Raw genomic sequence first — 12,667 nt, forward strand, 5'->3', positions numbered from 1 at the left:
GTGCTTCGCGGACTGCTCCTGCGGCTCGGCATCCTGCTCGCCAGCCTCGCGGCAGCGTCACTGGTGATCTTTTGGATCACGCAGGCGTTACCGGGCGATGTGGCCCGCGTGATGCTGGGCGACGGGGCAAGCCCGGCCCAGTTGGCCGCCAAGCGAGCCGAACTGGGCACTGATCGTCCGTTCTTCGTGCAGTACGGCGCATGGGTCGCGGGCTTGTTGCACGCCGACTTCGGAACCTCGTGGTACTCCACCCTCCCGGTGACGTCGCTGATCGCGCCACGCGCGGCCGTGACCGCATGGCTGGTCGGTGGCGGGCTCACGGTGGCCGTGGCGGTCGCTGTGCCCTTGGGTGCTGTGGCTGCCCTGCGCCGCCGACGCCTCACGGGATTCGTCGTATCGGCCGGTGCCCAGGTCGGCATGGCCATCCCGGCGTTCTGGGCGGGGATCCTGCTGTCGATGCTGTTTGCCGTCCAGTTGCGGTGGCTTCCCGCCAACGGTTACGTGCCCCCCGGGCGTGATCTGCTGGGGTGGGCCCAGCACCTCGTGCTCCCCGTCATCGCGTTAGGCCTGGTCCAGGCGGCGGTGTTGATTCGCTATGTGCGTTCGTCCTTCCTTGATGTGCTCGGCGAGGACTACTACCGCACCGCACGCTCGATCGGCTGGACGCGGGGGGCCGCACTGTGGCGTCATGGGCTGCGCAACGCGGCCTTGTCGCTGGTCACGGTGATCGGCCTCCAGGTCTCAGCGTTGATCGTCGGGGCCATCGTCATCGAACGCGTCTTCGTGCTGCCCGGCATCGGTTCCCTGCTCCTGGATTCGGTGAGTCAGTTCGACCTGGCCATCGTGCGCGGAGTGGTGATGATCCTGGCGACGGTGGTGCTGGTGGTCAATGGCCTCGTCGACATGGCCTACGTCGTGATCGACCCACGATTGCGGCATCAGGAGCGCGCATGAAGCGACGAGAGTTGCGTGTGGGGATCGTCCTGGTTGGCCTCATCGTGGCGATGGCCTTGGTGTCGTTCGTGTGGACGCCCTTCAGCCCCACAGCGGTCAACTCGACCTTGCCCCTTCAGCCACCCGGCTGGCCGCACGTGCTGGGCAGCGATCACATGGGGATCGACACGTTGAGCCGCATCATGGTGGGGGCCCGCTCCGCGCTGTATGTGGGGGTGATTGCCGTCGGATTGGCCGCCGTGGTGGGCGTCCCGCTCGGGGTAGCCTCAGCCAGCCTGCCGCGGTGGGCGGCCGAGGTCGTGCTGCGCATCACCGACATCACCTACGCCTTCCCGGCACTCCTGCTGGCCATCTTGCTGGCTGGCGCGCTGGGCGCCTCGACGGAGACGGCCATGGTGGCGATCGGGATCGCCTCGGTCCCGCAGTTCCTGCGCATCGCGCGAGCTGGGGCGATGAGCGTCTTGGCCTCCGACTTTGTGCTGGCTGCCAAAGCGTCCGGGACAACCCGTCTGCGGATCGCGGTGCTGCACGTGCTGCCGAACATCGCCCCCCTCATCGGTGTGCAGGTCTCGGTCAGTTTCGCCCTCGCGATCCTGGCTGAGGCGGCCTTGAGCTACTTGGGTTTGGGGACGCCGAGCACCGTGCCGTCGTGGGGAAGGATGCTCGGCGACGCGCAAACGTACCTCTTCACTCAACCAGCGCAGGCGATCTGGCCGGGCTTGAGCATCGCGCTCACCGTGCTGGGGTTCAACCTGGTAGGAGACGGCTTGCGCGACGTGCTGGATCCGCAGCTTCGGGAGGTCGCATGAGCACCTTGAGCATCGAAGGGCTGCGGGTGTCGTTTGGGCGCCGAGCACCCGTGGTGGAGGGGATCGATCTTCGGCTGAACCCCGGGGAACGCCTCGGACTGGTGGGTGAGTCGGGATCGGGAAAGACGGTCACGTCGCTGGCGGTGATGGGTCTGCTACCGGAGACGGCCCGCGTGACAGGCTCGATTCTGCTCGGCGAGGACGAACTGGTGGGGCGAAGCGACGCGTCCATGTCGCGGCTGAGGGGCGACCGGCTGAGCATGATCTTCCAGGAACCCATGACCGCACTGGACCCCACGATGACGGCCGGTCGGCAGGTCGCCGAGGCCTTCCGCCTGCACCGCGATCCGAACGCTGGCCGCGCCCGGACGGCCGTGCTGGACATGCTCGCCGAGGTGGGCTTTACCGATCCCGAGCGTGTTGCCGACAGCTACCCCCATCAGCTCTCAGGGGGGCAGCGGCAGCGGGTCGTGACCGCCATGGCGCTGATCAACCGCCCCTCACTGGTGTTGTGTGACGAGCCCACGACGGCCCTGGACGTGACCGTGCAGGCGCGCGTCCTGGCGCTCCTGGACCGCATGCTCGCGGCCACCAACGCGTCATGCCTGTTCATCAGCCATGACTTGGCCGTGGTGTCCCAGGTGTGTTCACGGGTGGCTGTCATGCTGCGCGGCCGCATCGTGGAGGAGGGACCGGTCGATCAGGTCTTCTCCCAACCCCAACACCCGTACACAGCAGGTTTGGTCGGGGCCGGGCGGCTGGACGTGCTCGAACCAGGGACACCGCTACCGACGGTGGACGATCTCGCGAAGGGGCGTCCATGAGCCTGTTCGAGGTGCGCGGACTGCGGCGGGTCTATCGGTCCTCCCGCCAAGATGTCATTGCTCTGGAGAGCCTTGACCTCACCGTGCATGCCGGGCAGCGCCTGGGGATTGTCGGGGAGTCTGGCTCGGGGAAATCGACGCTGGTGCGCCTCATGGCAGCCCTGGATCGCCCCACGGCAGGGACGGTGATGTTCGATGGCTTACCGGTCACCGGTGTCCCCGAGAGGCGTTTGGGGTTTCTGCGGTCGCGCGTCCAAATGGTGTTTCAGGATCCACGCGGGTCCCTCGATCCGCGGATGCGGGCACGCGACATTGTTGCCGAGCCCCTGGTGAGCCCGATCGTCCGACGCGAACTGGGGGAGTTCGACCGGGCCCAGCGGGTCCGCGAGGTGCTCGACGAGGTGGGGTTGCCCCCTGACGCGGGGGATCGCTATCCCCACGAGTTCTCCGGGGGGCAACGGCAGCGGATCGCGATCGCGCGAGCGCTGGCGCCCAACCCCGATGTCCTGATTGCCGACGAGGCGGTGTCTGCCCTGGACGTCTCGGTGCGTGCGCAGGTGCTCAATTTGTTGATGCGCCTGGTGGACGACCGGGGTCTCACGTTGATCTTCGTGAGCCACGATCTGAGCGTGGTGCGCCACCTGTGCCCAGATGCTGTCGTCCTGCAGGCGGGCCGGATCGTCGAGGCCGGGCCAACGTCAGCATTGTTCTCTCAGCCGTCGCACGAGTACACCGCTCGCCTGGTGGCCGCGATTCCGAGGTTCCGGTCACGGCTCTAGACTCCTGCGGGTGAAAGCGCTCCTGCTTGAGAACATCCATGCCAACGGCGTACGCCTCCTCACCGAACGTGGTTTCGAGGTGGAGACCGTCAAAGGGGCCCTGTCTGAGGACGACCTGATCGCCGCACTGCGCGGCGTCGACGTGCTCGGCATCCGCTCCAACACCCAACTCACGCCCCGCGTGCTGGCCGAGGCAGATCGGCTGCAGGCCGTGGGTGCCTTCTGCATCGGCACCAACCAGATCGCGTTGGATGAGGCGACGAAGCACGGGGTGGCCGTGTTCAACGCCCCGTACAGCAATACGCGTTCGGTGGTGGAGCTGGCCATCGGCGAGATCATCTCGTTAGCCCGCCACCTCACCGACCACAACGCCAAGATGCATGCCGGCGAATGGGTCAAGTCTGCGGTGGGCAGCCACGAGATCCGCGGTCGGACGCTGGGCCTGGTGGGTTACGGCAACATCGGGAGCCAGCTCTCGGTGGTCGCGGAGTCTCTCGGCATGCGGGTGTTGTTCTACGACCTCGTCGACCGGCTCGCGTTGGGCAACGCGGAGCGCTGCGACTCGCTGGAAGAGTTGCTGTCCAAGGCCGAAACCATCTCCCTCCACGTCGATGGACGCCCCGACAATCGTGGGTTCTTCGGTGCGGAACAGTTCGCGCAGATGCGTCCGCGTTCGCTGTTTTTGAACCTGTCGCGCGGCTTCGTCGTCGACACCACCGCCTTGAAGGCCGCATTGGACGCCGGGCACATCGCCGGGGCGGCCGTGGACGTGTTCGAGACCGAGCCCAAGCGCAACGGGCAACAGTTCGAGAACCCGCTGCGGGGCACCCCGAACGTCATCTTGACCCCGCACGTGGCGGGATCGACGGAAGAGGCGCAGCAGAACATCGGCTCGTTCGTGGCGGGCAAGCTCGCCGATTACGTGGACTCCGGCTCGACCGTGCTCAGCGTCAACCTTCCGCCCGTCCAGGCCCAGCGCGGCAGCGAGCGTCGCATCACGCATCTTCACCGGAACGTGCCCGGCGTCTTGGCCTCGATCAACACTGTGCTGGCCGGATACGGCACCAACATCGTGGGGCAGACGCTCGCCACGAAGGGCCAGGTCGGGTACGTGGTGCTCGACATCGCCGGGGATCTCGATCCTGCCGCGGTGGACGCCTTGCGCGCGATGCCGGAGACGATTCGCGTCGAGGTGCACTGACACCGTGAGGTGAACCGCCGGGCGCACCGCGTCTCGTCCGGCGGTTCCTCCGCTCAGTCGACGAGGTCGATGCTCTCGGTGGGTTCACTCGGCGCGAGCCGGGCGAGGAGTTCGTCGTGCAGGAGGCCGTTGGTGGCGAGCGCGCCGGGGCCAACCGGGCCAGGAACACCATCGAGGTTGGTGAAGCGACCCCCCGCTTCGCGAACGATCACGTCCAGGGCTGCCATGTCGTGCAGCGCCAGGTCCGGTTCGGTCGCGATGTCGACCGCCCCTTCGGCGAGCAGCATGTAGCTCCAGAAGTCCCCGTAGGCACGCGTGCGCCACGCGTCGCGCAGCAGGTCGACGAACTCTTGACCGCGCCCCGAGGCGATCCAGCCGCCGACCGAACTGTAGGACAGGGAGGCGTTCTCCACGGCAGCGACACTGCTGACGTGCATGCGCGACGCGTTGAGGAGCGTCTTGCCGGTGAAGGCACCACTGCCCTTGGACGCCCACCAGCGCCGCTGCAGTGCGGGCGCCGAGGCGAGCCCGACCACCACCTCATCGCCCTCCATCAAGGCGATGAGCGTCGCCCACACGGGAACACCGCGAAGGAAATTCCGGGTGCCATCGATCGGGTCGATCACCCAGCGGCGTGGACCGTACCCGGTGTCCTCACGTTCCTCGCCGTGGACGGCGTCGCGGGCGCGGGCACGTTTGAGTGTGGCTCGGATGGCGTCCTCGACGGCCAAGTCGGCGTCGGTGACTTCCGTCATGTCGGGTTTTGCGCTGACGTGCAGGTCGAGGGCCTTGAAACGGGCGAGCGTGAGAGCGTCGGCGGTGTCGGCGAGGATGTGGGCGAGCCGCACATCGTCGACGTAGCTGGTATCAGGCATGCTGCCACCCTAGTGGCGTAGGTGGTTGCGCTACTCCCAGGACGCGGGGCTGGTCCAGACCTTCTCCATGCGGCGGAAGGACTCCAGTCGGTCAGGGCGCAGTTCTCCGCGCGCGACGGCGGTATCCAGGGCGCATTCGGGTGCGGTCGAGTCGTGACGGCACCCGCGAGGACAACCTTCGGTCAGTTCTGCGAGGTCGTCGAACGCCGCAAGGATGGAGTCTGTCGTGACATGGGACAACCCGAAGCTTCGGACGCCAGGGGTGTCGATCACCCAGCCCCCAGGTGGGGGAAGTTCCAAGGCGATGGCCGAGGTCGAGGTGTGCCGTCCGCGGCCGGTGACCTCGTTCACATGCCCGGTAGCGCGATCGGCGTCGGGGATGAGGGCGTTGACCAGGGTGGACTTGCCCACTCCCGAATGCCCGACGAAAACGGTGCGGTGTCCGGCGAGGAGGTCGCGCAGACGACTCAGGTCGGCATCCGGTTCGACGACGACGGCGTCCACTCCTAGGCCCGCGTAGGCGGCGAGGAGTGCGTCCGGGGGGGCCAGATCCGCTTTGGTGAGGACCAGCAGCGGAGTGAGGCCCGCGTCATATCCGGCAACCAGGATGCGATCGATCATCCCCATGCGCGGGGGCGGGTCGGCAAGCGCGGTGACGATGGCGAGTTGGTCTGCGTTGGCGACGATGGGGCGCTCATGCGGGTCGTTGTCGTCGGCGGTGCGCCGCAGCACCGTCTCGCGCGGGAGCGCCTCCACAATGCGGGCCAGAGTTCCGGGTGCGCCGGAGGTGTCTCCGACGATGCGCACCCGATCACCCACGATGACACCCTTGCGGCCGAGTTGGCGGGCTTTAGTCGCGGTCACCAAAGCTGCACCCGCCCCGTCAGGATGCACGGTATAGCGACCCCGGTCGACGGTGATCACGAGCCCGGTTGCGGCTGCGGAGTAGTCGGGCCGGTCTTTGGTACGCGGACGGGTGCGCTTGGGTGGGCGCCCGTAACCGTCGTGCTCGTCGTAGGTGATGCCGGGCCGGCTCATGCGCCCACCATCTGGGCCCACAGCCCAGGGAAATCGGCCATGGTCTTCGTCGTCGCGCCGACATCCTCCAACACGACGCCGGGAACGGCGAGGCCCAAGACCGCCCCGGCGTGGGCCATCCGGTGATCCGCGTAGGTGCCCCACATGCCGCCCTGCAGTAGCCCGGGAGCGATCAGCAGGCCATCTGGGGTCTGTTCAACGCGGGCGCCACAGGCGTTGAGTTCTGATTCCAGGGCCGCGAGGCGGTCCGTTTCATGACCGCGAATATGGCCCACGCCGCGGATACGGCCCCCGTCAGGAGACAGGGCCAGCAGGGCAGCCACGATGCACGTCAACTCGCTCGCTTCGGTGAGGTCAACATCGGCTGAGGTGACGCGCCCGCTGCCCATGACGGTCACCGAACCCGCACCGCGCGTCACGGTGCCACCCAACGCCGCCAGGGCGCTCAGAATGGCGCCTTCGGCCTGAACGGTGCGGTCTGGCCAGGGCACGGTGACCCGCCCGCCGACCGCGATGGCGGCGGCGAGGAACACCGCTGCATTGACGAGATCCGGTTCGATGACCTCGTCGCGTGCGCCGATCGTGCCAGGACGCACCCGCCAGGCGTCAGGAGCGAGCTCGGTAGCGTCGACGCCACGGTCAGTCAGCATGGCCAAGGTCAGCCGGATGTGAGGGCGCGACGGGACGGCCGCGCCGTGGTGATGCAGTTCGAGCCCCTCGGCGAACCGCGCTCCGGCGAGGAGGAGCCCTGAGACGAACTGGCTTGACCCGGACGCATCAATCGTGATGCGGCCGCCCTTGACTTCGCCGGTTCCGTGCACCGTGAAAGGGACGGCCTGCGGGTGGTCGATCATGACGCCGACCTGGGCGAGGCCCTCCAGGAGCGGGGCGACCGGTCGAGCCTCAGCTTCTGGATCACCGTGGAACGAGCTGGGCCCGTGGGCGAGGGCCGCCAGGGGCGGCACGAAACGCATGATCGTGCCCGCCAGCCCCACCTCAATGACGTGGGCGGTGAAGTGGGCCGGGGGAGTGACCACGACGCGACCACCCGGAAGGTCGTCGAATCTCACTCCAAGAGCACTCAGGGCGGCGCGCATCAGGCGGGTGTCGCGGGCGTCGAGCGCGCCGGTCAAGGTGGAGGGTGCATCGGCGAGCGCGGCCAAAACGTAGGCGCGCGCTGTCGCCGATTTGCTGCCAGGGACCACCACCGTGGCCCGCAACGGAATCGAAGGGGTCGGGGCGGTCCATTCGCTCACGCGCGGGGGCCCTCCAGGCCGGCGCGGATCTGCTTGGCCCCACGCTTGGCGTGCGCCTTCAGACGCTTGGTTTCCTTCCGCGCCTGCTTCTTCGCCTGCTCCGACTCCAAGGCCAGGCGGCGGCGGGCATCCGCGGCGCGCCAGGCAATGCTGGGGCGTCCGGCGGTGTCCTGCGTCACGATCAAAGCGGCGCCCAGCAAGGCGAGGTCGCGCAGGCGTGCGACCTTGATTTCTGCGCGCTCGACTTCCGAGGAGCCCTCGGGGGCGCGTCCCAGGACCTGGGTCAGCATGGACGTGGCGGCCAGCGCGCCACCGGCGCGGCGACCAATCCCGGTGGCGATGCCCAGACCACCCAGCAAAGACAGCCCACCGTTGACGCGCGCGAGTGTCTCGGGATTCTCAGGAACGTACCCGGCAGCCCGAACACTGGCCTTGCGCAGGAGCGGGGTGACGCGCTCCACGACCGGCTCCACCTGGGCGGCGTAGCGGCCAGGGTCCTTGATCATCTTGACCCCGTTGACAATGTAGAAACCGCCCAACAGCAGGCGTCCAACTCCGCGCACTAGGTTCATGCCGACATTCCTACCATGCGCGCGCGAAGCCGGGGAACAGACTGCAGTCTTGACCTCGCCGTCGCGGAATAGCAGCGGCGGGCCTGCGGTTGTACAAGCGTGGGGAACACACTAACGAGGGAGAGGGCCTCCTCTGTCGTGCCCGAGGGCTCCGGTTCACCGGTACTCTCGTACGTGATGAAACTGCCTTCCACTGACGAGGTCGATCTCGCGACCGAAACCGATGCGGAACGTACCGCTCGGTTCGAACGTGACGCCCTGCCCTATTTGGATCAGTTGTACGGTGCCGCGCTGCGTATGGCGCGCAATCCGTCTGATGCCGAAGACGTCGTCCAAGAGACGTTCGCGAAGGCCTACTCGTCCTTTCACCAGTTCAAGCCGGGGACCAACCTCAAGGCGTGGCTGTACCGGATCCTCACGAACACCTACATCAACGCCTACCGCAAGCAGCAGCGTCGGCCGCAAGAGGGCTTTGGCGAAGACGTCGAGGATTGGCAACTGGCGCGAGCCGAGCAGCACTCCTCGACAGGCTTGCGTTCTGCGGAGATGGACGCCTTGGATCTGATCCCCGACACGGTCGTCACCGACGCTATGGCCCAACTGGCACCCGACTTCCGGATGGCGGTCTACCTGGCCGACGTCGAGGGCTTCTCCTACAAGGAAATCGCCGAGATCATGGGGACCCCCATCGGCACCGTGATGTCGCGCCTGAACAGAGGCCGCACGCAGCTGCGAGGCATGCTTGCCGATCACGCGGCCACGATGGGGATCGGAACGGGGGAGCGCGATGCGTGAGCCGAAGAAGGTCGATTGTGCCTACGTTGAGGAGCGCGTCCAACGCTTCCTCGACGGTGAACTCAGCGAGCAGGAGGCGGACGAACTCCGGTTCCACCTGGATGCGTGTGCACACTGCATCGATGGCGCTGACCTGATCGAGACGTACCGGCGGCTTGTCCAGCGTTCTTGTGCCTGCCAGGCACCTGAGTCGCTGCGGCTGCGGATCGTGTCGCAATTACGCTCGGTGCACGTGACGCACGTGCAGATCCACCGCCCCTAAACGCCCCTGAACAGAAGAATGCCCTCGCGTTGAGCACGCGAGGGCATTCTTGGTGAACCGGCAACGGTTCAGGCGTTGGGGCGCTTGCCGTGGTTCGCCTTGGACTTGCGGCGAGCGCGGCGCTTGCGACCGGTCTTTCCCATGGGAATCTCCTCACGTCGATTGGCGCCGGGCGGCGCGAGCGACCATTCTGCCACGCTGAGGCGGGTGTGCCCAAAGTTCGCGTCAACTGTGCCCGTACGTTCCGTGGTGGGCGCGCCAGCGAGCATCAGCCTCTAGCATGGGAGCCATGCTCTCGATGACCGAGGTGATCGCCACCCATACCGCACTCTCGGACGACGATACGGCGTGGTTGGTGGGGCTGGTCGATCAGTGGGGCATGCTGTCGGATCTCGCTTTCAGCGACCTGATCTTGTGGGTTCCCGACGAGGACGACAACGTGTTTTGGGCTGCCGCCCAGTGCCGCCCGACGACGGGCCCGACAGCGCTGGAAGACGATGTGGTCGGCGAGGAGATCGCCTATGACCCCGAGAGCCTCGTGATTGAGGCGTACCTCTCCCAGGAGATTTGTGCCACGAGCGGGAACAAACTCCATGCCGGGATTCCCGTCGACGTGCACGCCGTCCCCATCCTGCGCGGCGAGCGCGCCATAGGGGTCGTCGAACTGCATACGAATCGGATGGGCGTCCGCGCCCCGGGTGCGCTGGAGGACGCCTACCTCGAGACGGCGACCCTCCTCATGCGCATGGTCAGCGTGTGCCAGTTCCCCACACCAGGCGACACACCGGTGCCGTGGGGAACCCCACGTGTGGGCGACGGCTCCTTGCTGATCAACCCCGACGGGGTCGTGACCTTCGCCAGCCCCAACGCGATGAGCGCGTTTCGGCGTTTGGGCTGGGGTGGCGACCTGTTGGGGGACCGGCTGTCGGCCATCCTCACGTCCTTTCGGCAGGGCCGAAGGGAACCCGTCGAGGAGGTCGCGTCGCCATTGCTGGCTCCGCAACGCGTCCGGGAGACGGAACTGGAGACGCTGGCCGGCGCGATCCGGGTGCGCTCGCAGCCGCTGTGGAGCGAGGAGGAGCCTGCAGGGTGGTTCGTGACCTGCCGGGATGTCACCGACCTGCGCACACGGGAGCGAGAACTGGTGACCAAGGACGCGACCATCCGGGAGATCCATCACCGGGTCAAGAACAATCTGCAGACGGTGGCGGCGCTGCTGCGTCTCCAAGCACGGCGCAGTTCCTCCGAAGAGGCGTCCCACGCCCTGGCCGACGCGCAAAAGCGGGTCGCGGCGATCGCGGTGGTCCACGAGATCTTGTCGCAGGGCTTTGATACCTCGGTGAGTTTTGACGAGGTCGCCGACCGGTTGATGACCATGGTGCGCGATGTCGCCACGACTCGAACCAAGGTGACGATGAGCCGGATCGGGTCGTTCGGGAACATCCCCGCCGACGTCGCGACGAACCTCTCGTTGGTCTTCACCGAAGTGGTGCAGAACGCCCTGGAGCACGGCCTGGGGGACCGTCCCGGGCATGTGGTGGTCACGGCGGGGCAGGCAGACAGCATGCTGAGTGTCGAGGTCCGCAACGACGGAGCGTCGTTGCCGCCCGACTTCGAACTGGCCAGCACACGGAGCCTGGGCTTGTCGATCGTGATCACGCTCGTCGCCGACCTCCATGGCACGTTTGAGATCGAGCCTGGTCCGGGCGGGGAAGGCACCACAGCACGCATCGAGATCCCGCTTGACTGACCCTGCCTAGGAGTTCGGCTCGACTGAGACCCGCGTGGGAGTGTGGCTCGGCCCTTCCTCGCGTCGCAGTTCGGTCGGGCTGGCACCCCTGCGGCGGAGTTCAGGAGGCGCGCATGCGGGAGCGGATAGCCAAAGCGGCTGCTCCTCGTGCCCATTCCTGATCGCCGACGGCCTCCACGATGAGCGCGGGGGCAGGCAGGCCGTAGGGACCCATGTCTGCCAACCGGGCGGCGACGCGGGCCTCGCGGCCAGCGAGCAAGACCGCACCCTCACCGGCCACCAGGATCCGTTCGGGAGCCGTGATGGAGCACACAGTGCCCGCCAACTCTCCCGTGGCGTCGGCGAGGTCGTCCAGCAGTTCAGCCAGGCCGGGATTCGCGAGGGCCAGCGTGGGGAGTTCTGCCGGGGAGACCTCCCGCCCGAGGAGGGCCTGAGCGGCTTCCATCACATAGGGGACCCCGGCAGCACGCCAGGCCGGACGCCCTTCGCGTAGAAGAACAGGGCCCACCATTCCCGCCGCGCCGCCGTGACCGCGCACGAGTTCGTCGCCGCACACCAGTCCCATCCCCACCCCAGCACCCAAGGTGATGACGGCGAAGTCGTCGGCGCCGCGACCCGCCCCGAACCAATGCTCGGCGACCGTGAACGCATTCACGTCGTTGTCGATGACCACCGGCATCCCCGTGGCTTCTCCGATCGGGCCAGCGAGGTCGACCGGATCGGCCCAGCCGAGTAGATACGTGCCGCGCACAAGCCCGTCCTCCGCCACGGTGCCCGCCAGGGACACCCCAATGGCACGTGGTCGACGCCGACCACGCAGCGTGTCAGTCAGGGAAGCGATGGCCGCCGTGACGGCTTCTGGAGTCGCCTCGTGAAGGGGGGTTGAACCCGACCGCATGATGGTGCCCTTGAGGTCGGTCAGCGCGCCATAGACGGCGTCGCGAGCCAACTTGATGCCGATGAACGTCGCCGCACCCGCGGCGATCTCCAAGGGCAGGGAGGGACGTCCGGGTGAGCGGGGCTGGGGGGCACCTTCGATCAGCAGCCCGGAGCGCACCAAGGGTTCGGTGATGCGCGTCAGGCTTGCCGACGACAATCCGAGCATGCGGCCCAACTCTGCGCGGGAGATCGGGCCGTGTCGTAAGACCCCGAGCGTGACGCGCAACGAGGTGGGATCCAGACTCCATCGATCGCGCTTCACACCTACAGTCTGCCGTTCTGCGCCGTTCGGCGCCCCAGGATTTGGTGAACGCAATCAGGCGCGGTTGCGGGCGCGGGCGTTGCGACGCTTCATCGCGCGACGCTCATCTTCGGACAGGCCGCCCCACACACCGTGATCTTGCCCGGCTTCCAACGCCCATTGCAGGCATTCGGCCCGGACGTCACAGCGCGCGCACACCTTCTTGGCTTCCGCGATCTGCATGATGGCCGGACCAGTGTTCCCGACGGGGAAGAACAGCTCGGGATCCTCGGTCAGGCACGCCGCCTGATGGCGCCAATCCATGCGGAAACCACTCCTAATGCGTTGGGAAACGAGAGGGCACGTCGGGGT

At 67.2% G+C, this 12,667-nt stretch carries 15 protein-coding genes; 8 read left to right on the forward strand and 7 right to left on the reverse strand.

Going from position 1 to position 12,667, the window contains the following annotated elements; translation table 11 throughout:
* From C1706_RS00455 to serA, 5 genes are read left to right on the forward strand one after another with little or no spacing between them, the layout of a single operon-like run.
* Window positions 1–954, forward strand: coding sequence for an ABC transporter permease (locus C1706_RS00455; protein WP_129457242.1), 954 nt, complete (start codon window positions 1–3; stop codon window positions 952–954).
* On the forward strand, window positions 951–1,763 hold the full coding sequence (locus tag C1706_RS00460) for an ABC transporter permease (protein ID WP_129457243.1): 813 nt from the start codon (window positions 951–953) through the stop codon (window positions 1,761–1,763). The genes C1706_RS00455 and C1706_RS00460 overlap by 4 nt, the downstream gene beginning before the upstream one ends.
* Window positions 1,760–2,587: an ABC transporter ATP-binding protein gene (locus tag C1706_RS00465; RefSeq protein WP_129457244.1), complete on the forward strand. Its 828-nt coding sequence runs from the start codon at window positions 1,760–1,762 to the stop codon at window positions 2,585–2,587. The genes C1706_RS00460 and C1706_RS00465 overlap by 4 nt, the downstream gene beginning before the upstream one ends.
* Entirely contained in the window at window positions 2,584–3,366 is a 783-nt protein-coding gene (locus C1706_RS00470) for an ABC transporter ATP-binding protein (protein ID WP_129457245.1), read from the forward strand. Before C1706_RS00465 ends, C1706_RS00470 begins: the two co-directional genes overlap by 4 nt.
* A 10-nt stretch (window positions 3,367–3,376) precedes the next feature.
* Window positions 3,377–4,567 (forward strand): phosphoglycerate dehydrogenase, encoded by a 1,191-nt coding sequence (serA, locus tag C1706_RS00475; protein WP_129457246.1) that lies wholly within the window; start codon window positions 3,377–3,379, stop codon window positions 4,565–4,567.
* A gap of 53 nt (window positions 4,568–4,620) precedes the next feature.
* Here the strand turns inward: serA and C1706_RS00480 are convergent, their stop codons facing one another.
* Genes C1706_RS00480 through C1706_RS00495 form a run of 4 tightly spaced genes read right to left on the reverse strand, consistent with a single transcriptional unit; the run spans window position 4,621 to window position 8,308 of the window.
* Window positions 4,621–5,442: an inositol monophosphatase family protein gene (locus C1706_RS00480; protein ID WP_129457247.1), complete on the reverse strand. Its 822-nt coding sequence runs from the start codon at window positions 5,440–5,442 to the stop codon at window positions 4,621–4,623.
* Window positions 5,443–5,472: 30 nt separating this feature from the next.
* Complete coding sequence (gene rsgA / locus C1706_RS00485) at window positions 5,473–6,480, reverse strand: ribosome small subunit-dependent GTPase A (RefSeq protein WP_129457248.1); 1,008 nt, start codon at window positions 6,478–6,480, stop codon at window positions 5,473–5,475.
* Window positions 6,477–7,736 (reverse strand): 3-phosphoshikimate 1-carboxyvinyltransferase, encoded by a 1,260-nt coding sequence (aroA, locus tag C1706_RS00490; RefSeq protein ID WP_129457249.1) that lies wholly within the window; start codon window positions 7,734–7,736, stop codon window positions 6,477–6,479. The genes rsgA and aroA overlap by 4 nt, the downstream gene beginning before the upstream one ends.
* The gene (locus tag C1706_RS00495) at window positions 7,733–8,308 is read right to left on the reverse strand and encodes a DoxX family membrane protein (RefSeq protein ID WP_129457250.1); all 576 of its coding nucleotides are present in this window, start codon (window positions 8,306–8,308) and stop codon (window positions 7,733–7,735) included. Before C1706_RS00495 ends, aroA begins: the two co-directional genes overlap by 4 nt.
* Window positions 8,309–8,485: 177 nt before the next feature.
* Between C1706_RS00495 and C1706_RS00500 the strand changes: the two genes are divergently transcribed.
* Both C1706_RS00500 and rsrA read left to right on the forward strand, forming a co-directional pair.
* Window positions 8,486–9,103, forward strand: coding sequence for a sigma-70 family RNA polymerase sigma factor (locus C1706_RS00500; RefSeq protein WP_129457251.1), 618 nt, complete (start codon window positions 8,486–8,488; stop codon window positions 9,101–9,103).
* Entirely contained in the window at window positions 9,096–9,365 is a 270-nt protein-coding gene (gene rsrA / locus C1706_RS00505; RefSeq protein WP_129457252.1) for a mycothiol system anti-sigma-R factor, read from the forward strand. Before C1706_RS00500 ends, rsrA begins: the two co-directional genes overlap by 8 nt.
* A gap of 68 nt (window positions 9,366–9,433) precedes the next feature.
* On the opposite strand, the gene C1706_RS14895 is transcribed toward rsrA, so the two are convergent.
* Window positions 9,434–9,508, reverse strand: coding sequence for a 50S ribosomal protein bL37 (locus tag C1706_RS14895; protein WP_395858221.1), 75 nt, complete (start codon window positions 9,506–9,508; stop codon window positions 9,434–9,436).
* 146 nt (window positions 9,509–9,654) lie between these two features.
* Between C1706_RS14895 and C1706_RS00510 the strand changes: the two genes are divergently transcribed.
* Complete coding sequence (locus tag C1706_RS00510; RefSeq protein WP_129457253.1) at window positions 9,655–11,115, forward strand: sensor histidine kinase; 1,461 nt, start codon at window positions 9,655–9,657, stop codon at window positions 11,113–11,115.
* A gap of 100 nt (window positions 11,116–11,215) precedes the next feature.
* Here the strand turns inward: C1706_RS00510 and C1706_RS00515 are convergent, their stop codons facing one another.
* Together C1706_RS00515 and C1706_RS00520 are read right to left on the reverse strand one after the other, a co-directional pair.
* Window positions 11,216–12,316, reverse strand: a complete 1,101-nt coding sequence (locus tag C1706_RS00515; protein ID WP_129457254.1) for an ROK family transcriptional regulator — start codon at window positions 12,314–12,316, stop codon at window positions 11,216–11,218.
* Window positions 12,317–12,370: 54 nt separating this feature from the next.
* The gene (locus C1706_RS00520; RefSeq protein WP_129457255.1) at window positions 12,371–12,619 is read right to left on the reverse strand and encodes a WhiB family transcriptional regulator; all 249 of its coding nucleotides are present in this window, start codon (window positions 12,617–12,619) and stop codon (window positions 12,371–12,373) included.
* Window positions 12,620–12,667 lie beyond the last annotated feature (48 nt).

Origin of the sequence: Propioniciclava flava (assembly GCF_004126535.1) — a bacterium.
Lineage (GTDB): Bacteria > Actinomycetota > Actinomycetes > Propionibacteriales > Propionibacteriaceae > Propioniciclava > Propioniciclava flava.

Coding starts and splice junctions, on each gene's coding strand:
- C1706_RS00460 (WP_129457243.1), top strand. CDS start 951: ATGAAGCGACGAGAGTTGCGTGTGGGGATCGTCCTGGTTGGCCTCATC.
- C1706_RS00465 (WP_129457244.1), top strand. CDS start 1,760: ATGAGCACCTTGAGCATCGAAGGGCTGCGGGTGTCGTTTGGGCGCCGA.
- C1706_RS00470 (WP_129457245.1), top strand. CDS start 2,584: ATGAGCCTGTTCGAGGTGCGCGGACTGCGGCGGGTCTATCGGTCCTCC.
- C1706_RS00480 (WP_129457247.1), bottom strand. CDS start 5,442: ATGCCTGATACCAGCTACGTCGACGATGTGCGGCTCGCCCACATCCTC.
- rsgA (WP_129457248.1), bottom strand. CDS start 6,480: ATGAGCCGGCCCGGCATCACCTACGACGAGCACGACGGTTACGGGCGC.
- C1706_RS00495 (WP_129457250.1), bottom strand. CDS start 8,308: ATGAACCTAGTGCGCGGAGTTGGACGCCTGCTGTTGGGCGGTTTCTAC.
- C1706_RS00500 (WP_129457251.1), top strand. CDS start 8,486: ATGAAACTGCCTTCCACTGACGAGGTCGATCTCGCGACCGAAACCGAT.
- rsrA (WP_129457252.1), top strand. CDS start 9,096: ATGCGTGAGCCGAAGAAGGTCGATTGTGCCTACGTTGAGGAGCGCGTC.
- C1706_RS00510 (WP_129457253.1), top strand. CDS start 9,655: ATGCTCTCGATGACCGAGGTGATCGCCACCCATACCGCACTCTCGGAC.
- C1706_RS00520 (WP_129457255.1), bottom strand. CDS start 12,619: ATGGATTGGCGCCATCAGGCGGCGTGCCTGACCGAGGATCCCGAGCTG.